General features: G+C 55.4%; 17 protein-coding genes. 8 read left to right on the forward strand and 9 right to left on the reverse strand.

Annotated elements, in window-relative coordinates; genetic code table 11:
* Nucleotides 1-261: 261 nt before the first annotated feature.
* Nucleotides 262-1,620 (reverse strand): tetratricopeptide repeat protein, encoded by a 1,359-nt coding sequence (locus tag GOV80_RS22780; protein ID WP_170787688.1) that lies wholly within the window; start codon nucleotides 1,618-1,620, stop codon nucleotides 262-264.
* 51 nt (nucleotides 1,621-1,671) lie between these two features.
* Here GOV80_RS22780 and GOV80_RS21570 point away from each other — a divergent pair, with 51 nt between their 5' ends.
* From GOV80_RS21570 to GOV80_RS22235, 5 genes are all read left to right on the forward strand, one after another.
* Nucleotides 1,672-2,481, forward strand: a complete 810-nt coding sequence (locus GOV80_RS21570) for a hypothetical protein (protein WP_214648097.1) — start codon at nucleotides 1,672-1,674, stop codon at nucleotides 2,479-2,481.
* Complete coding sequence (locus GOV80_RS21575; RefSeq protein ID WP_170787690.1) at nucleotides 2,432-4,201, forward strand: hypothetical protein; 1,770 nt, start codon at nucleotides 2,432-2,434, stop codon at nucleotides 4,199-4,201. Before GOV80_RS21570 ends, GOV80_RS21575 begins: the two co-directional genes overlap by 50 nt.
* A 4-nt stretch (nucleotides 4,202-4,205) precedes the next feature.
* The gene (locus tag GOV80_RS22705) at nucleotides 4,206-5,465 is read left to right on the forward strand and encodes a HupE/UreJ family protein (protein ID WP_170787691.1); all 1,260 of its coding nucleotides are present in this window, start codon (nucleotides 4,206-4,208) and stop codon (nucleotides 5,463-5,465) included.
* A 517-nt stretch (nucleotides 5,466-5,982) separates the two neighbouring features.
* A complete protein-coding gene (locus GOV80_RS22605; protein WP_272871083.1) occupies nucleotides 5,983-6,108 on the forward strand; it encodes a hypothetical protein in 126 nt (41 codons plus the stop codon).
* A 24-nt stretch (nucleotides 6,109-6,132) separates the two neighbouring features.
* Complete coding sequence (locus tag GOV80_RS22235; protein WP_174839721.1) at nucleotides 6,133-6,393, forward strand: hypothetical protein; 261 nt, start codon at nucleotides 6,133-6,135, stop codon at nucleotides 6,391-6,393.
* 70 nt (nucleotides 6,394-6,463) lie between these two features.
* Here GOV80_RS22235 and tcuB read toward each other — a convergent pair whose 3' ends face one another.
* The 3 genes from tcuB to GOV80_RS21600 are packed head-to-tail and all read right to left on the reverse strand — an operon-like array spanning nucleotide 6,464 to nucleotide 9,619.
* Nucleotides 6,464-7,543, reverse strand: a complete 1,080-nt coding sequence (tcuB, locus tag GOV80_RS21590; protein ID WP_170787692.1) for a tricarballylate utilization 4Fe-4S protein TcuB — start codon at nucleotides 7,541-7,543, stop codon at nucleotides 6,464-6,466.
* Nucleotides 7,533-8,927, reverse strand: coding sequence for an FAD-dependent tricarballylate dehydrogenase TcuA (gene tcuA, locus GOV80_RS21595; protein WP_170787695.1), 1,395 nt, complete (start codon nucleotides 8,925-8,927; stop codon nucleotides 7,533-7,535). Before tcuA ends, tcuB begins: the two co-directional genes overlap by 11 nt.
* 11 nt (nucleotides 8,928-8,938) lie before the next feature.
* Nucleotides 8,939-9,619, reverse strand: a complete 681-nt coding sequence (locus GOV80_RS21600) for a GntR family transcriptional regulator (protein ID WP_170472158.1) — start codon at nucleotides 9,617-9,619, stop codon at nucleotides 8,939-8,941.
* Nucleotides 9,620-9,697: 78 nt separating this feature from the next.
* On the opposite strand from GOV80_RS21600, the gene GOV80_RS21605 reads away from it, so the two are divergent.
* Entirely contained in the window at nucleotides 9,698-10,762 is a 1,065-nt protein-coding gene (locus tag GOV80_RS21605; protein ID WP_170787697.1) for an AbrB family transcriptional regulator, read from the forward strand.
* Here the strand turns inward: GOV80_RS21605 and GOV80_RS21610 are convergent.
* From GOV80_RS21610 to GOV80_RS21630, 5 genes are all read right to left on the reverse strand, one after another.
* Nucleotides 10,731-11,711 (reverse strand): D-2-hydroxyacid dehydrogenase family protein, encoded by a 981-nt coding sequence (locus tag GOV80_RS21610; protein WP_170787698.1) that lies wholly within the window; start codon nucleotides 11,709-11,711, stop codon nucleotides 10,731-10,733. The two genes, GOV80_RS21605 and GOV80_RS21610, sit on opposite strands and share 32 nt — an antisense overlap.
* Before the next feature lie 14 nt (nucleotides 11,712-11,725).
* Nucleotides 11,726-11,944 (reverse strand): hypothetical protein, encoded by a 219-nt coding sequence (locus tag GOV80_RS21615; protein WP_170787699.1) that lies wholly within the window; start codon nucleotides 11,942-11,944, stop codon nucleotides 11,726-11,728.
* Between the two features lie 51 nt (nucleotides 11,945-11,995).
* The gene (locus GOV80_RS21620; RefSeq protein WP_170787700.1) at nucleotides 11,996-13,084 is read right to left on the reverse strand and encodes a 4-oxalomesaconate tautomerase; all 1,089 of its coding nucleotides are present in this window, start codon (nucleotides 13,082-13,084) and stop codon (nucleotides 11,996-11,998) included.
* An 88-nt stretch (nucleotides 13,085-13,172) separates the two neighbouring features.
* Entirely contained in the window at nucleotides 13,173-15,203 is a 2,031-nt protein-coding gene (locus GOV80_RS21625) for a tripartite tricarboxylate transporter permease (RefSeq protein WP_170787701.1), read from the reverse strand.
* 79 nt (nucleotides 15,204-15,282) lie between these two features.
* Complete coding sequence (locus GOV80_RS21630) at nucleotides 15,283-16,371, reverse strand: type 2 periplasmic-binding domain-containing protein (RefSeq protein ID WP_170787702.1); 1,089 nt, start codon at nucleotides 16,369-16,371, stop codon at nucleotides 15,283-15,285.
* 139 nt (nucleotides 16,372-16,510) lie between these two features.
* Here GOV80_RS21630 and GOV80_RS21635 point away from each other — a divergent pair, with 139 nt between their 5' ends.
* Together GOV80_RS21635 and GOV80_RS21640 are read left to right on the forward strand one after the other, a co-directional pair.
* Nucleotides 16,511-17,179: a response regulator transcription factor gene (locus tag GOV80_RS21635; RefSeq protein WP_170787703.1), complete on the forward strand. Its 669-nt coding sequence runs from the start codon at nucleotides 16,511-16,513 to the stop codon at nucleotides 17,177-17,179.
* Nucleotides 17,176-18,558: a sensor histidine kinase gene (locus tag GOV80_RS21640; protein WP_336510190.1), complete on the forward strand. Its 1,383-nt coding sequence runs from the start codon at nucleotides 17,176-17,178 to the stop codon at nucleotides 18,556-18,558. Before GOV80_RS21635 ends, GOV80_RS21640 begins: the two co-directional genes overlap by 4 nt.
* The last annotated feature ends 67 nt before the right edge of the window (nucleotides 18,559-18,625 follow it).

Genomic DNA, 18,625 nt, shown 5'->3' on the forward strand with positions numbered 1-18,625 from the left:
TATAGACAACGCAGAACACCAAGACGCAAAAACGAACGACTTTTTCAACGACATCAGCCCAAAGATACCGGTTTCTGCAGTCCGCACTGGCGACGGCATTGCGCAAGAAAGCAAATTTTACGCAATCTGAGAAGACGTCGCTTAACTTGCTTCCCACTATCGATCTCAACTTCGCGCTGGTTTTAGGAATTTTGACCGGAGGACCTGCGCCAGCGGAGATTGTTTCGACCTTCGTATTCCGCCCCGCTGTTGTGCGCAATTCTATCGCATTGGGCTAACCCAGCCTTGTTTTCGTAACTCGCGTAGCACGGCCTCTGCGTTCTCGACATCTTTGTGGATACTTTTGAGCATCGCATCTATCGGCGCTTCCGGCCATGCGCGCTCAAGTTCAGCCAGTTTAGCTTTAGCCGCATAGTCTTGCCCCATAGCTGACAACGCTGCCGTTACATAAGCTAGTGAAGGAGCGCTGAGTGGATCGCCAAGTTGCTTTGCCTCTTCAAAGCGCTCTACCGTTGTTTGATATTCACCCAGATGAAAATACGTCGCGCCGGAAATGTTTCGATTTGCAAATCTTTGGTTGCTGGAATCCAGCAGAGATAGCCTGTCTGCTGTTTCAATAGCTTCTTCGAATTCGCCTGAAAACATGGCCACCGCGCCAAGAAAGTCGAGGACTGCTCCATCATTCGGATCAAGTTTTGATGCGCGTCTACTGAGTTGCAGCGCAGCCTCATAATCGCGATTGGCAAAACTGGCCCAGCTTTTAGCAGACTGGCTCCAGGCTTGATCTGGGGCAAAGCTTACCGCCTGGTTCGCCAGCTTCATAGCGGCTTCAGCGTATTCGGTCTTGGCATCGGATGGCGGAGTTATCACCGCAAGTGACGCGAGTGCCTGCGCTGCACCGGCATATCCAGCGAAATATTCTGGGTCGATCTCGATCACGCCCTCAAACACAGACAGAACAAGTAGCTGCCGCTGTCGGTCGAAGATCGGAAATATCATTGTCCGCGCTTGTTGCGCCAAATTGAATGCTTGTAACGCGGCTGGGGATTTCTCGTAAATTGCCGCGCGCTGCAAGTATGCGTCCGTGTCAGTTTCTGATGAACCACTCACTCCAGCAAAAGCAGTTTCCTGTCCATCTTGGGCAAGACCAACTGCGACCAACGCGCCAACGACGGCCCCTATGGCGAACGCCCCTAAGGGTAGTCCAATGCGTTTGGTTTTTGTTGAGATTGATACTGAACTGGTTTCTGAGACAGTTTCGAACCGCGGCCTATATCCGCCGCTGTCTACACACAGTCTTACCGGATCATCCCTACCAATACCCTCGTAATGCAGTTCCAAGAACTGACGAAGTCGACGTGCATCGACGCGAACGATATTTTCCGGGTCGGTCCCCTCTGAGGTATCGCGGTCATAAACATCTTGGGCGATAGTCTTGCTGCGAATTTGATCTCCCCGACCAGCGAGATCTTCTTCGACGATGTCTACTTCGGTCGGGCCGAAACTATCCTCAGACGCAGAAAGGAAATCAAACACCAGACAATCCAGAAACGCCGCTTGCTGCATCATCAAAACGCGGCGTAAATTGAAACTACAGCGAGCCTGAGCCTCCAAAGCCAATCAACCGCTCGTGTTCCAAATCATTTGATGGCAGACAGATCGGAAATCTCTATGCAACATACCTCATTGATTACTCGCTATTTGGTCTGCGTTGGATGGTCGCTTGTCGCTATATCCAACGCAGCAAACGCCCAGTCACTTGCACGTTCTGAAGATGATGACCGCGGTTGGCGACACTCAATCACGCCCTATTTGTTCCTTCCGCTCAGCACGACGGGCACATCAACTATAGATGGAACCAGCGTCGATTTAGACTTGAACCTGAGCGAGGTGCTGGACGTGCTGCAAGGTGCAGCTTCAGTACGCTACGAGGGCTGGAACGGCGACTTCGGGATCATTTCAGAAGTTTACTACGTAAAGCTTGGCGGAGATGGAACTCTACCCGGTGGCAGGGTGGACGTTGATGTTGATGTCCGGCAGACCTTTGCCAACGTGCAGGGCGCTTACCGGTTTGCGAACGGAGTAAATGCCTCGGGCCAACGCTATGCAGCGGATGCCGCAATTGGGGTTCAGTGGAACCGGATCAAACAGGAAATCGACTTAGCGGGCCCCGGCCCAGGTATGACGTTGGGTGGGACAGAAGAATGGCTCGAACCAATGATCGCAATTCGATATATCTCGGAAATCAACGACAAATGGAATTTCGCCAGCCGGGCTGAACTGAGTGGTTTCGGAGTGAATGGCGATGACCTGCAGTACCTGGTTGTGGCTGGGTTTGACTGGAAAGGCTGGGAAAACACGTCTCTGCGGTTTGGCTATCAGTTCTATGGAATCGACTTTTCCACCGACCGTTCGGATGGGGAGTTTGCCTATGATGTGGACCAGAATGGTATCTATGCTGCCGTCGCGTTTCATTTCTAAGATTGGCGAACGCAGCAAAACATGGGTTTGGGTGGGCTCGTCGCTTGCGAGTCTTGCGTTTGGCGCAAGCCAATCGATTGCGGATCTCGTTTCTCCCTACGGCGGAGAAACCGCGCCGAACTTTGTTGAGCTTTCGGTGCAGCCTGATCATGTGCGGGTTCTCCTTGAGGTCGATTTGAACGACTATCCCATATTCGTCATTCCAGATGATGGTTCGGGAACGTCACTGGCTGGGCGTACAGGTCAGAACATTCAGGTTTGGGCAGACGATGTGGAACTGTCCAGCACAACGAATACGATTGATGTGCGCCCCAGAATTTCCCGGCAAACGGCAGCCAGCGCTCAGTATCAGCCGCGACCACGCAGCGAAAACGTCGTCTACGTGGATATGGAGTTTCCATCCGATGGCAAGCCTGAACGGATCACATTCATCCCCCCCCTAAGTCCAGACGAGATTCCCTTGGCTTCACTTGGTGTTGTGGCCGAGCATATGGGTGTTCCGGTGACAGACTATCGCTACCTTTCTCAGGCCGAAACGATGCTGCCAGATTGGGATGATCCTTGGTTTAGCAAGTTTGAGAACCCAAACCTTACCCGTCACCACAAATCTCCGATGATGTCGTTTCTGGCCATGGAGCCGCGTGTCGTCCGGCACGAGATCGTATTGCGCTTGAAAGACTATGAGACTTGGGCGGAGTTGGACTTTGGAGATGCTGACCGACTGACCAGAGATGATGTCATCAAGATCAAGTCTGACGTCTCGGACTTTTTTGAGACGAGAAACCCTCTCGCCGTCGATGGCAAGCCGATGAAACCGGAAACGGTGCAGGTCTCGCGTATCAAAGTTGGTGCCGAAGGTTTGCGTGTTCTTCCGGATCAAGCCGAGGCAAACCGAAAGACGATGTTACTGGGCGTCGTCCTTTCCTATCCGGTTTCGACTTTGCCGAACCGAATTGATCTGGCATGGGAGCTTTTCCCAGTTGGTTTGGATGTTATTCCGATCACCCTTTCAGATCCGGCAGGGGCGGTCCCCTCGCAGATTTATGCATCCGATCCCGTTGTAAGTTGGAACAATTACCTGACAACTTGGACCAACCCAAAGACAAGCCCAGTCGTCGTCAAAGTCGCGGCTGCAACACAGGTGCCCTCGCTTGCGTTCGGCTTGAGTTTTCTGTGTTTGATATGCGCCTATTTCTCGTTGCAGCGCACAAACGGCCAGCGTCTGATCTTGCTTGGCCTGACCGGGGCATTCGGTGCCGCCGCGATTGTCACATACTCGCTGAACAACCCGTCGTCAGCGCCTGATTCGGATGAAATCGCATCGCGTCAAATCGTGGAAGGGCTGGTGGCCAATATCGGAACCACGATGCTTGAGACGCGGGATGATAGTGCCTTAGCGGCGATGGAGCCATATGTCGAAGCAACTAATCGCGTCAAGGTTCAAGCAGAAATGCGTCGTGGTTTGTCAGTTACGTTACCCTCTGGCGCCATGGCTCGCGTCGAAGCGATTTCAGACCTGAATGTCGAGAGTTTCACGCCCGGCGAAGAAAGAAATCGGCATCAGGCCCTGGCCAGTTGGACAGCTCGCGTAAGCGGAGGTCATTGGGGGCACCTGCATAGGCAAGCGGTTTCTTATCGTGGCTTGCTCGACGTTTCGCGGCATGGCGACCATTGGATGCTTGATGACCTGACGATTATCAGCGCCAAGACAGGAGGGTAATTCTGTGGTTGTGGTAAGGTTGTTTTTTGCCACGTTCTTGTTTGCAACGATCCTTTTGTGCACGGGCAGAGCAGAAGCGCATTTCAATCTAAACCAGAATGTTCGCATTCACCATGTGTCCCACTCGGAAGATGGCCTTGATGTCTATTTACGCCTTCCGATGCCTTATTTGGTTGCGGAACTCGTCGGTACCGAGGGCCCGGACGGTTTGCCCAAACCAGCTCCATACACATACAATCAGATCGAAGATGGCGTGCTCATGCACTACTTGGATCAGGCCGCGTTGCACAAAGATCCAACCGGCTTGGCTCGTATTGCTGAAAACGGCCTTGTGCTGTCTATCGACGGTCATCGACAAACCCCCGAAATCGTCTCGATAAGACTGCATCCTTTGGGGCAGGAACCTGGATTTGCTACGCTCAATGAGGCGCGCTCGGCACTTGCGCCTAGGGACGTTTTTACAATCAATGAGGAGATTTATGTTGGCGAGGTGATGGTTGACGTGCACCTGCGCTTTGTGACGGGAGAGGTAGGAGCATACAGTTTGTCCTATACGTCATATCCGGGGCTTCCTGGACAAGATGACACGGCGAACCTGATCCTCGACTATAACGGGCAGGATGTTCGAACATATCGTGCGCGGGGTTTGATGCATACCCCGGTCGAAATTTCCGGATCAGCGACCGCAGCCGTTTCGACCTTTTTTGCTGAGGGAATTCGGCACATTTTGGAAGGTCCCGATCATGTTCTGTTTGTGCTTTGCATGATCATCGGTGCGCTAAACTTGCACAGCCTTCTCGCCCGCGTCACAGGCTTTACCTTGGGCCACACGGTGACACTGATTTTGGGTTTTTTTGGTTTCGCGCCGAGCGGAGCATGGTTCATCCCAACCGTCGAATTGGCAATAGCGCTTTCGATAATCTACGCAGCTGCAATGGCGGTTTGGCCACCTGAGAAAGGACATGGCGACCTGAAGGCCTTAGCCATCACGTCCGGGATTGGTTTGCTGCACGGGTTTGGCTTCTCCTTCATGTTGCACCAAATTCTACGTATCGATGCACCAAACGTTTGGCACAGCTTGCTAGCTTTCAACGTTGGAGTAGAGGTTGGACAAATCATGATCGTTTTATTGGTCTGGCCGTTGGTTTTGTTGCTGCGCAAACAACCAGGGCGTATCTGGGTTGGTTCTCGCACTGTTGTTGCTGCGTGCGCAAGTCTGGTAGCAATGGTTTGGGTAGTGGAACGGGCAGAGTTTTTTCTCTGACCACTAGTATGAGTATGTTGTGCGGCTTTGAACAGTATGCGGACCTTCACTTAGATTTGTTGAACGTCAACTTCGTTCGCAAAGTGGCCGCTCACGAAGTTTCGACGAACGATCGCCCTGAGCCCCCAGCCGACTTGCCAATTTCTCGCTGAGCGCGTTCGCAGCACGAAAATCGCTGCAAGTGCGCTGTCTTCGGTACTGCAACGCGACGAAGATATCCGCCGTTCGTGGGCGGTGCTGAGAAATTTGGAGGCCAAAGATCAAGTTGCGGGACACATTAGACTTTCGCGACTGCACAAGGCGTGACTGCTTAGCGCCTGTCTTCGACCTTGGCGTTAGGATATCTAAATTCCCCCAGCCCTAATTTAGCTTATGCTTCCCATGGAGGCTTCCTGAGTGCCAGATCATAGCTTCCCTCGATCAAGTCGAACTGCACATCCGCTTTGTCGTAAACACTCTTGCACCGTACCTGCTGACCGATTTGCTGCAGCCGATTATTCCGGCAAACAGGCGTGTCGTGAACCTCTCATCTGCCGCACAAGCCCCGGTGAACATCAGGGTCATGCGGGGCAATGTGACGCTGGCGGATATGGAAGTCTATTCTCAGAGCAAGCTGGCGATCACCATCTGGACCCGGGAATGAGCCAAATCCCAAGCTGATGCGCCTGTGATGGTCGCGGTAAATCCAGGATCACTTTTGGCCTCGAAAATGGTGCAAGAAGGCTTTGGCGTTGCCGGGAATGACATGAACTTCGGTGCGGATATCCTGATCGAGGCCGCCCTGGGCGCGCGGTTTGCTGACGCATCAGGGGCCTATTTCGACAATGACAGTGGCGCTTTCGTAAACCCGCATGCCGCAGCACTGGACATAGATCACGTTGCCGATGTCATTAGCACCATCAGAGCATTGATCGCCCAAACGGGTTGAGCCAACCTGCGATCGCATCGAAATGCGCTTCAATTGCGACTTCTTTTTCTCCTTTAGCGCTGGAAATTTACTAGCAAACAACTGACAACTCTCTCTTCCGCTGCGCGTCTCTGACCAAAGCCGCGAGCCGATAGAAGCCATGAGCCATCTTAGTGTAGGGCGTCAGCAAGAAGAATGTCAGAACCGATCCAAGGTGGATGGCAAGCAGCGCGGGCATCAGAGTAGTCGAACCAAAGGCGTAGAGGACCAGCCCGCTGAGGCCGACAAAACCGAGTAACAGGATAAAACCGATGTCCCCACCCCATGCGGACGGGTCGCCAAGCTCGCGATCCGACTTTTGCTTAAGCAGAGCCATCGCTCCACAACCCACTGTCAGCAACACACCGCCCGAAATCCCGAACAGTTTTGGCAACGACCAAAACCCGTAGGGCGCGTGCAACCCAAACCCGTAGTGCATAATCGTCGCCACCGAGGTCGACGCAAAGCACAGCAGGAAGCCGTACATGATGGCTTGGTGAATGTGGCGTCGGGCCTGACTGAACCGGTCTTCGTCCTCGAAATTGCAACCCTCGCCGTGGCCTGCGGCCAAGTCCTGCATCTTGCCGGCGCGTCTGAACGCAGCTATCAGATCAGACATTTGGATAGGTTTGCCACCAACCTCCGTCCAATAGCGCCTCAGGCTGATAGCCAAGCTAAAGAGTGGCAAAAGGAATGCAGGCGCAAAGATTGCGACCATCGCATTGTGGGACAGGACGGTATAGAACCCCTCTCCTCCGCTTGATCCGATGGCACGAATTGCCCAGAACAACAGGGCAAATCCGATCACAAGCGCCAAGGCTATGGCCCCGCCGTGTGTGTGAAACCGGCGTGCCAGAGGCTGCGGCCAAGCGAAGCTTTCCCAGCTGTCCCGCCGCACTTCGGCCAGAGCTTTCGGCAGGTTCAGGTCAAACTCGTGCGGTGCTGTGTACTGACAGGCGTAGTAGCACCCCCTGCAGTTGTGGCACAGGTTGGCCAGTTGCGTGATGTCCCCATCCGAGAACGCGCGTTCCGCGTGCAGCGACGGGAAGACCGAACAATAACCCTCGCAGTAGCGACAGGCGTTGCAGATCTCTGCCTGACGGCGGGCTTCTTGAATAAGATCAGTTTGCATAGGCTGCAGCCTCACGTCCTGCGATACGTCCAAAAACGGTTCCGATGGTCATGCCGAAGCCGGCCAGATACCCCTGCCCCAGGATCGAACCTGCCATCGTCTCGCCCGCTGCCCAAAGGTTTTTGATCTTCCCGCTGGGGGTCGAACACTGGGCCGTATCGTCGACCTTCAGCCCCAGATAGGTGAAAGTCACGCCAGTACGCAGCGAGTAGCCATAGAATGGCGGTTCGGAGATCGGGCGGGCCCAGTTGGTCTTGCGTGGCGTCAGACCCGAGGTTGTGACCCCGTCCAACTCAGTTGGGTGAAATCCACTGGTGTCGCCGCATGCATCGTTGAATTCAGCAACGGTCGCCTTCAGCTTGTCGGCGGGCAGGTCCATCATTCCAGCCAGCTCTTCCAAGGTGTCCGCCTTTAGCGGAGGGAACACCGAGGGCATGAACAGGTTCAGCGACTTCGCATCGATGATCACATAGCCTACCTGATCCGGTTGCGCGGCAACCAGACGCCCCCAAATCGCATAGCGTTTGGGCCAGACGTCTTCGCCCTCGTCATAGAACCGCTCGGCATTCTTGTTCACGACGATTGAAAACGGCACGCAGTCCAAACGGGTGACGATGCCGCCGTCGAACTTCGGCGCCCGCCCGTCAATGGCGACGGCGTGGCATTGGGTTGGATCGCCAACGCTCTCGACGCCTTGATCCAACAGATCAGCCAGCACAACCCCCCGGTTATAGGGCGTCCCCCGGATCAGGAAGTTCTTTGCTGGCTCGCCCCATGCACGGGTGAGCCAATCCGTGTCGGCCTGAAACCCGCCCGAGGCAACGATGACGGCCTTGGGCGTGATGCGATGAGATTGGCCTTCATAGGTGTAGTCGACCCATTCAATCTGGTCGCCGTTCAGCTCAAGATGCGTCACGGCAGCTTCGTAAAGAACATCCACGCCCAAAGCTGCCGCTGTGCGGTAGTAGGCGTTCACCAGAGACTTCCCGCCCCCCATAAAAAACGCATTGGTCCGCGCCAGCGACAATGCCCCGGAAAGAGAGGGTTGGAACCGCACGCCGTGTTCTTCCATCCACGGCAGGCATTCCTCGGAGGTTCGGATCGCGAGGCGAGCAAGATGTTCGTCGGTTTTGCCGCCAGTGACCTTGAGCAGATCTTCAAGATACTCATCTTCACTATATTCTTCGATCAGAGGGCCCAGAGGAGCGCCATGCATACAACGAAAATTGCGCGTATGGCGTGAGTTCCCCCCACGATAGGGTTTTGGTGCCGTCTCGAGGATCAGAACACGGGCGCCTGCCTCGGCAGCAGTCATCGCCGCGCAAAGGGCTGCATTCCCACCGCCGATCACAGCGATATCATAAGCTTCCTTTTGGGTTGCCATATCCTGTCTACCTATTGATTTTCATCGGTTGTCCGGTCGCGTTCTTGCAACGCCCGAATACGCATCCGTTGTGCGGCCTGAATATGCGCGCGCATCTCTGTTTCAGCCGCTGCACCATCGCGGGCCTTTAAGGCAGCCATGACACGCTTATGCTCTGCCACTGCTGTCTCGGCCCGATCACCGTCCAGCAATTGAGATGGCCCAAGGATCAACAGCGCTTTTTGCAAAGACAACATAGACTTGGCAAGAAACCGATTCTTTGCCGCATCCAAAAGTGTGGCGTGAAAAATCCGGTTGATCCGAGCCGCCTCCGAGCCGGTGCCTGCCTCGGCCAAGCGATCGTTCAAAACGCCCAACTCGTCCAATTCGACATCCGACGCAGCACGCGCTGCTAAACGGGCCGCAGTTCCCTCGAGCACCGCGCGCATCTCATAAAGCTCCATTACTTCGGCGTAATCGAGGCTGCGTACGGTTGCGCCCTGCCGGGGCACATGAGTGACTAGCCCGTCGGCCTCCAACTGACGGATAGCCTCCCGCACCGGTGTGCGGCTGACGCCTAGTCGTTCTGACAACTCAATCTCCCGCAGGCGTTCGCCAGGCAGAAGCGTGCCATCCCGAATCTCGTCCAGCAGGCGTTGATACGCTGAATTGCCTTGTGGGCCAGGCTGTAGGGGGTCGTCTTGAATGGTCATCGAGCGCTCACTTGTTTTCTTGCGTCCAGTTGTATACATTTGGATACATAGCGAGTCAATATTGTTGGAAGCCGCGCCTTGCCCACCCAAGACAAAACACCTTCTCTCCTGACAAAGCGGGCCTTAACACTGGTCCTTGCACTGCTGGGCACCGGCACATTTTTGGGATTGAATCTGCCGCTACCCTTTCTGTTCGGCCCAATGAGCGCGTGTCTCATAGCCGCCCTGGCGCATGCCCCAATGGAAGGTTTTGGTCAGGTCTCGGTTGCAGCGCGCACCATCCTCGGCGTTGCAGTTGGGGCTTCGATAACCCCTGCCCTGTTTGTAGAATTGCCGAAGATGGCGGCGTCTATCGCACTGGTCCCGTTCTTCATCCTGCTGATCGCGTTGGTCGGAGTGCCTTTCTTTCGCAAGTTCTGGGGGTTTGACTCCACGACCGCGTTTTACGCTGCCATGCCAGGCGGATTGCAGGACATGATCATCTTTGGCGCCGAAGCAGGCGCCAACCCGCGAACACTTTCCCTGATCCACGGTACGCGCGTGCTGATCATTGTAACGCTGGCCCCGCTATTTCTGACGGTGTTCTACGATGCTCAACTCACCAACCCAATCGGAGAGCCTGCGCGCGACCTGCCAATGCATGAGTTGGCGCTGATGGTACTGGCCGCCCTTATAGGCTGGAAAGGCGGTGAGCGGATCGGCCTGTTCGGGGCATCCATCCTCGGGCCTATGATCCTGACGGCAACCCTGTCACTGGCGGATTTCATTCATACCCGACCACCCCGCGAGGCCATCCTTGCGGCGCAGTTCTTTATCGGTTGCGGGATAGGCGTGAAATTCGTTGGCGTCACATGGGTCGAACTCCGTCGGGTGGTTGCAGCAGGCTTCGCCTATGTCATTGTCCTTGCCATCCTTGCAGCCGTTTTCACCGCTGTTGTCACCACGCTGGGACTGGGTCAACCGGTTGAGGCTTTCTTGGCCTTTGCCCCCGGCGGACAGGCCGAGATGACAGTACTGGCCATTGTCTCGGGCGCGGATCTGGGCTTTGTGATCACCCACCATCTGACAAGGATCGTGCTGGTTATCATCGGCGCGCCCATAGCGGCCAATCTTATCCTGCGCTGGTCCAAACCTCGGGGTTGATCATGTGAATAGGGGCACCTTCAGCATAGGCATTCACCTGATCGAAAATATCTGCGAATTGCAGGTCGAATTCGTCCTCTGTCACAAAACCTATATGCGGTGTCGCAATCAGGTTCGGGTGCGATAGCAAAGGGTCATTCGGGTCGGAGAGCGGCTCGGTATCGAAGACATCAATTGCGGCCTTCTCCGGGCGACCGGCGTTCAGCGCATCCAACAAAGCACCCGGAGCGATCAGCCCGGCCCGGGAGGTGTTCACAAACATCGCGCCCGGTTGCATCTGCGAAAAATCTGACGCTGTGATGATACCGTTCGTGTTGGGCTTCAGGCGGACGTGGACTGAGACAACATCGCAGTTGGCAAAGAACGCTTCGCGGCTTTTGGCAATCTGCACGCCGTCGGCCTGCGCGCGTGCCCGGCCTTCATCCGAAGACCACCAAACCACATTCATCCCGAATGCCTCGGCATAGCCAGCAACAGCGCGGGCGATACGGCCATATCCATACAGCCCCAACTTCCGCCCTCTCAGGGTCTTGCCAACCCCGGCCTGCCAATGCCCCGCTTTGACTGATGCCATCTGCGCAGGCAAGTCGCGCATCCCGGCCATGATTAGTGCCCATGTCAGTTCGGCTGCGGCATATGAGGGCGTCCCGCCATGCATGTTCGAACACAGCAGCACTCCGTTATCCGAGCATGCCTGCACATCGACGTGCGGATACACGCTGCGCTGGCTGATCACTTTCAGGTTTGGAAGATTTTCAATCAGATCGCGGGTTATCTTGGTGCGCTCGCGAAACAAAACCAGCGCCTCAGCCTCCTGCAAGCGTGTGGCCAACTCGCTGGTATCTTCGACATGATCTGTCCAGACCGTCACATTATGGTCCGACAGTTTTCCGAAACAAGGAAGGCCCTGCAGTGTGTCAAACCAATCATCCAGAATATGAACTTTCATCGACTTCCTATAGCCTACTCGGTGCTCAGTTTTCTTGGCGTCGGCACAAAATTAAGTTTGTCGAGTGCTTCAAGCGCATTGCGAACCCGTTCGCGTTGATCCAGCAGATGGTTGAATTGCTCATCGCACCCGGCAATTGGCGTTGGGTATTCCGCGATATCCTTTCGCAGAGCCGACTGCGCCAGCCTGAGTTCCTGACGCGCGATATCAAGGCATTCCGAATAGTCGTACATCGTGATATCCCCATTATGTATACCACTGTATACCAAATGAGAGTTCCCACTTCAACTACCGTTCCACGCGGATTCCGGAACATAAACATGCCCATCCGCCAATTTACGCGCAGTCCTCACCAAACCGGCAGAAATTACTTTGAACTCCCCGTCATTCGAGAAGTCCACCAGAACGTCGATCTTGCCTGAGGCGTGTTCCAAAACAACGTCTGCTGGGCTTGAATCCAGGCGATCAAGCAACCCGTCGGCGACGGTTCCGGGCGTCAAAGCGCAAGATGCCATGCATTGCGCGCCCGTAACGGCCATTGTCGGATGAGTTTTCCATGGCATGAAATACCGAACCGCAAGGGTTCCGCCTTCTCTGGCGGGTGCTATCAGGCCGAATTTTGGAGTTACAGATTTCGATACGTCCCCCATACCCATCAGTTCTCCGGCTTCGATCCGCACGGCCTCCATCCGATGAAAGAAAGCACGGTTGGCATCCAGCTCTTCGGCGCTTTCATATCCTGTCAGTCCGAAATCGGCCGCCCGGGCTATCACCATCGGCATAGCGACGTCCATGCACGTCAGCTCGATCCCCTGCACTGTGTCCCGCAAATTTCCAGTGGGCAGAAATGCACCTGTTGCCGAACCCACAACGCCCATGAAACTCAGCTGCACCGGTGCAGAATGACCGGGAACTCCGGCGATTTCCGCATCGCCCTCGTAGACCAACTCACCGCCCGGGGTTTGCACTTTGGCAACGACACGGGCGCCTGTATTAACTGCGCGAATGCGGATCTCGGTCACGTCGCCGGTGGGCTGAAACAAACCCATTTCGATCGCAGCTGGACCGACTCCTGAGAGGATGTTTCCGCAAGTAGGTTTGAAATCAACCAGCTTCTCATCAACAGAAACCTGCGCGAAGAAATAGTCGATATCCGCCCAGTCGTCTTCGCTGACGGATAACATCGCCACTTTGGTCGTCACTGCGTTTCCACCACCGATCCCATCGATATTGAGTGCTTGTCCAGCCCCGAGGGCAGCGACAAGAACATCGGCCAAAGTGTCCAAATTTTCGGGCAGATCAGAGCGCCGAAAATATGGCCCTCGGGACGTGCCACCGCGCATGAAAACATATGGGATTGCTGTCTGGGTCATTGCGAACCCTCCTTTACAAACCGTTGAAGTTTCTGATTTCAGCCCCGCCCGGCCCGCCAAATTGGCAGGCCGGGCAGCCGTGGAGTGCCTACTTGAGCGGCCATGGCAGGTTCACCATGTCTTGCAGCAGACCTGGCGGGAAATCCCGGTTCAGGGCACCGGCCATGAAGCACATGAAACCGATGCCGCAGGCCGTCAGGAGCAGCGTCATCTGCCAGTTGGACCCGGCGCGAATGCGGAAGAATGCGATCAGAAAACCGATCAGGGCGAGGATGAATCCTACAACCCATGTGGCCGCGATCAGACCTGCAAACCATGCGAGGGTCGACCAAAGTCCATGCGGCGCGCTCGCATCCTCACCGGCGAGTTCTTTGTCAGCAAAGATCGCATCGCCCTCGGGACGCCGCATCATTTGGATCAACAGGATGACGCAGCAAAACAGCGACACGCTGCCGATCACCAGCGGGATGATCTTATCGGTCATGTTGTAGTCAGGGATCATGTTTGCATTGACCAATGCCACGATCAGATAGGCCATGATCACCAAAAGGAAGATCAGCGGTGCGCGCTTGCTGCCGGATTTGACCTCACCTTCGGCCATGATCATCTTGGCTTGACGAATACCCAGAATGACCGAAACCACGGTGACCACGATCAGGACGATAACGATCGGGCTGAAGACGTATTCCATGCCTTCGCCAAAGCTCTTACGGAACCGGAACGAAGCGATCTGGAATGCCTGGTTGGTGAACTTCTCAACCGGGTTCGACAGAACGAAACCGATCAGGAAGGCCGGGCGCGACCAGTCGAAACGGCGTAAAAAGATGCCGATCAGGCCGATCACGAAAAGGGCCAGCAAGTCTTCGAAGTTTTGGCCGGACTGGAACGCCGCAAAGCTGATCAGCATGAACAGGAACGGCGCCAGATAGGTGAAACGGATCGTGGTCAGCTTGGCGATCCCGCCCGAGGCAGCGATACACAGGATGGTGCCCACCACGTTGGCAAGAGCCAGCAACCAGACAATCGAATAAGTGATGTCGAGATTGTCCTTGAGCATGCTAGGCCCGACCTCGATATCGCCAGATCCCAACAGTGCGACAGCGCCGATAAAGATCGCCATTGAACCCGAGCCAGGGATACCAAACAGCAGCGTTGGAACCAGCCCCCCGCCCTCCTTGGCGTTGTTCGAGCTTTCCGGCCCGATGACGCCTCGCACTTCGCCCTTTCCGAAGTTGCTTTTGTCTTTTGTCGATTGAACCGAATGGCCATAAGCGATCCAGTCAACAACCGAGCCTCCGAGGCCGGGAATAACACCAACGACCACGCCAATGATCGAACAGCGGACCGACAGCCAAATGTTCGCGGCCCAGTCTTTGACGCCATCCAGCCAACCGGCCCCTAGCGAAGCGCCCTTGGCAATGGATCGGTCTTGTCGCAGCAGCGAGACGATTTCGGGCACCGCAAAGATACCCAAGCCAACGATGACCAACTTCAGACCATCGGTCAGGTAAGGAATGTCATACGTCGCCATACGCAGCGAACCGCCTGCGTCCGCCTCGCCAATCGTACCGACCATCAGGCCCAACCCTGCGGCGGCGACACCCTTCAGCGGGACACGCCCGGCGAGGATAGCGACCATCGACAAGCCAAGAATGGTGATCATCAGCATCTCGGGCAGACCAAATGCCAGAACGATGGGCCGCGCAATCAGGATGAACATGGTCAGAAAAGTTGCGCCGACCAAACCGCCGAAAAGCGATGAAGCAAAGGCCGCTGACAATGCCCGCGCGGCTTCGCCTTTCTTCGCCATCGGGAAGCCATCCAACACCGTAGCCTGTGAGGCAGAGCTACCGGGGATGCCCATAAGAACCGACGCAAACGTGTCAGAGGTCGGAACAACGGCGACCATCCCGATCATCAACGCCAATCCTAGGATCGGGTCCATGCCGAACATGAACGGAAGCAATAGGGACAGACCAGCAATACCGCCAAGACCCGGGAAAACACCTACGGCCAGCCCCATGACGACGCCGAGAACAAGATACCCCAGAACAATAGGTTGCAGGATCAGACCCCACGCATCACTGAGCGCAGGAAGAGCGGTGGCGAAAACCTCCATAGCGGCCGCCTTTCATAAATTGTCTTGTGTTTGGAAAAGCGCGCGCCCGACATCGGGGCACGCGCAGTGGTGTTTGGGCTTAGTTCAGCTCGACACCATAGGCTTCTTTGAGCCAGTTCAGGACATAGGCCTTGGCGTTGTTGTCGACGTTTGTCGCAGTTTGCAATGCCGACTTGGAGCCGTCACCAACAAACACAGGATATTTGCCCACGCGCTTCGAGGAGATGTCGGCAAAGTCGCCTCGCTCGGTCACAGCTTGGAACGCTGCGGTGTAGGCGTCGACCACTTCCTGAGGCGTGTCACCCGGCAGGAAGGCCAGCTTCTGAACCGGGAAACCGGCCACAAAGAACGCTTTCCACGCATCCCATGCCTCACCGCTGGTTTCACAGCCATCGGTCGCTTCGCATACTTCTTTGAATGTCGGGATGTCCGGGAAGGTCGGGTCGCGCACGATGTTGCCGTCCGCATCCAGAGCACCCCAAGTCATCATCGGCACAGCCTGACCGGATTCAACCAGAGGTGCCGATCCACCCAGATAGCCGGACGAGGTCTGATAATCGATGTTGGCTTCACCTCGCTCGAACATCAGGCGACCATCGCCACGGCCTTTGATGCCAAAAACAGGCTCAACATTCATGCCCAGCATTTGCCACGCCAGCAGCGGTACAAGGTCAAGGCGTGTCGCGCCCTGCGAACCGTAAATAAAGTTTGTGTCTTTCAGCGCGTTCGCAGAGCCATCAAACTTTGCTCCGTCTTCGGCGTTCAGATAGGCAACACCACCGGTTCCTGACGCCATAACCGGGATCCAATCGTTGTACTCGTAGCGCACGCGAGGATCGCTCAGCAGATATGGGAATTGAGTTGAACCAGAGGTGCCAAACAGCAGCGTCCCGTCGTCATGGCTCTGCTCCTGAAACCAGTTTGCGCCTTTGGTCGAACCAGCGCCCGGCATGAATTTCACGACAACTGTCGGTTGACCCGGTAGAGCTTCCGACAGAAGCGGCGCAAAGAAGTTGGCCCATTTGGCAGACCCGCCCGTTTCCGAGAACGGGATAACCCATTCAACGGTCTTGCCGGAGAAATCGACCTCGGCAGCGGCAGGTGCGGCGATACCGGCGGCGGCGATCAGCCCCACGACGGCCCGACGGGTGAAGTTGGAAATGGTCATTGGTTCCTCCCTGTTGACCAGACAACCACGCCAGCGCCCTCTGCACCACCGTGATCGCAAATAGAACTGTGGGGTTGATTCCCCATCCCATCTGGCAATCATGGAGCGCCAACCTTGCGCGAAACTTGCAGGAGCCCTGATGCGGATCGTCATCGTCGAAGACAACGAGACCCTCGCCAACGCTATTGCTTATCGTCTGCGTGACCGCGGTCATGCGGCAGAAGTGCTTTCGGATGGCGACGAGGCTGACTTGTATCTTGCGCAAGAGGGCGCCGACTTAGTTGTTTTGGACATCAATTTGCCCGGACAGTCAGGGCTAGAGATCCTGAAATCTCTTCGTAATCGTGGTGACAGCGTACCGGTGATCTTGCTGACGGCACGTGCCGAAACAAGCGACCGGGTTTCCGGGTTGGATATGGGTGCAGATGATTATCTGGTTAAGCCATTCGAAATGGACGAGTTGGAAGCACGCATCCGGGCGCTTTCTCGACGCAAAGACCTCGACTACGGAGCAAAAGAGAGCATCGGCGGCCTGGAATTCGACCGCGCTGCACGTCAGGTAAGTGTGCAGGGCACTGTTATGGATATCCCGCGGCGGGAAATAGCCGTGCTTGAATGCCTGTTAGAGCGCAGGGGCAGAATTGTGCCCAAAAGCCAACTTACAGATTACGTCTATGGCGTGGGTGCCGATGTCGAGGCCTCGGCCGTTGAACCTCATGTATCTCGGCTGAGAAAACGTCTTCAGGATCTCGGTCTTAGAATAAAGACAGCCCGAGGTCTGGGATATCTGCTTGAGGTGCAGAAGTGATCAATCACGGCTCGCTCAGGTTAAGACTTTTCATTCTTATCCTAACCCCTTTGGTACTAATTGCAGCCTTGCTTGGTCTTTGGCGCTTTATGATTGCACAGAATACGGCGCAGGAATTGTTCGACGACAGCCTGTTATCTGCTGGCCTAGCCATATCGCGAGATGTTGCGATTTCGGGGGGTGATGCGCTGTCACCAACGACACGCAGCATGATCCGCGACGCGTCCGGCGGAGAGATTTTTTACCACGTAACAGGCCCCGGCGGCATCTATGTGACTGGCTATGCGTACCCTCCGGCCGCCACAAACCCATCTGCTCAAGAGGTGTACAAACCGCAGTTTTTCGAAGCGCTCTACCGCCAAGAACCAGTGCGCGTTCTTAAGATGACGGAACGCGTGACCATAGACAATCTAATCGGAGATGCGACAGTTACAGTTTGGCAACGCATGGCGGATCGCAATGCGTTTGCGAATGAATTGTCTATCCGCGCAGGAATTCTGATGGGCGTTCTGCTGGCCACCCTCGCTATTGTGGTGTGGTTCGGTGTCGCTCGTGGCCTTAGGCCGTTGTTGGATTTGCAGGACGCAATAGACCTGCGTTCACCAGATGACCTCAGTGAGATCAAGCGCGCTGTCCCAGTCGAAGTTCAAGGAGTTGTCAAAACCTTGAACCGGCTTTTTGGACAGGTGGAAAACAGTATCAACGCCCATCAAGTGTTTATTTCCGAAGCTGCACATCAGCTGCGGAACCCAGCGGCCGCCGTGCAGTCGATGGCCGAAGCGCTGCAGGACGCGAAAACGGATGGCGACCGAGAAAAACGCATCTCCGAGCTTGTTGCGGCTGCAAAAAACTCAGCGACGGTGGCGGAACAGCTGTTATCGCTTGAAAGGCTCAGGCAGCCGACGCACGAAAATCAAATGGTTGAAATTGACTTTCGCTCGGTCGTGGAAGAAGCCTGCGCTGAGATGGGAGTTAATATCCTTGCAAAGGGCATCGAGTTTGATGTCACGATGCCTGAGACGGCGGTCACGGTGTTCGGCGACCGTGTCTTTCTGATTGAGGCTCTAAAGAACCTGCTGGATAACGCGGTCAAACATGGTGGCCCAAAGTTGAGCCAAATCTCAGTTGTGCTGCGGTGTGACGGCAAATGCGTCAACCTAACTGTGACCAACGATGGCGCTGGCCTTTCACCAGACCAAAGCGAAGCGGCATTCAATCGGTTTTCTCAGTTGGAGTACTCCGAGGGCAGCGGGTTGGGGTTGTCAATCGTCTCTGCAGTGGCGCGGCGCCACGGAGGAATGGTCGAAATCAACCTAGTCGAAAGAGGAGCGAGCATTACGCTTGAGCTCCCCATAGTCCTGGACCGTTCTTTCGATTGACCGCGTCGGGCTGATGTCGTTGAAAAAGTCGTTCGTTTTTGCGTCTTGGTGTTCTGCGTTGTCTATA

The organism is Ruegeria lacuscaerulensis, assembly GCF_013034685.1.
Classification (GTDB): domain Bacteria; phylum Pseudomonadota; class Alphaproteobacteria; order Rhodobacterales; family Rhodobacteraceae; genus Ruegeria; species Ruegeria lacuscaerulensis_B.

Excerpts from the sequence above, each read along its gene's own strand:
- GOV80_RS21570 (WP_214648097.1), top strand. The coding sequence starts at position 1,672 with ATGCAACATACCTCATTGATTACTCGCTATTTGGTCTGCGTTGGATGG.
- GOV80_RS21575 (WP_170787690.1), top strand. The coding sequence starts at position 2,432 with ATGATGTGGACCAGAATGGTATCTATGCTGCCGTCGCGTTTCATTTCT.
- tcuB (WP_170787692.1), bottom strand. The coding sequence starts at position 7,543 with ATGCAAACTGATCTTATTCAAGAAGCCCGCCGTCAGGCAGAGATCTGC.
- tcuA (WP_170787695.1), bottom strand. The coding sequence starts at position 8,927 with ATGGCAACCCAAAAGGAAGCTTATGATATCGCTGTGATCGGCGGTGGG.
- GOV80_RS21600 (WP_170472158.1), bottom strand. The coding sequence starts at position 9,619 with ATGACCATTCAAGACGACCCCCTACAGCCTGGCCCACAAGGCAATTCA.
- GOV80_RS21610 (WP_170787698.1), bottom strand. The coding sequence starts at position 11,711 with ATGAAAGTTCATATTCTGGATGATTGGTTTGACACACTGCAGGGCCTT.
- GOV80_RS21615 (WP_170787699.1), bottom strand. The coding sequence starts at position 11,944 with ATGTACGACTATTCGGAATGCCTTGATATCGCGCGTCAGGAACTCAGG.
- GOV80_RS21620 (WP_170787700.1), bottom strand. The coding sequence starts at position 13,084 with ATGACCCAGACAGCAATCCCATATGTTTTCATGCGCGGTGGCACGTCC.
- GOV80_RS21625 (WP_170787701.1), bottom strand. The coding sequence starts at position 15,203 with ATGGAGGTTTTCGCCACCGCTCTTCCTGCGCTCAGTGATGCGTGGGGT.
- GOV80_RS21630 (WP_170787702.1), bottom strand. The coding sequence starts at position 16,371 with ATGACCATTTCCAACTTCACCCGTCGGGCCGTCGTGGGGCTGATCGCC.
- GOV80_RS21635 (WP_170787703.1), top strand. The coding sequence starts at position 16,511 with ATGCGGATCGTCATCGTCGAAGACAACGAGACCCTCGCCAACGCTATT.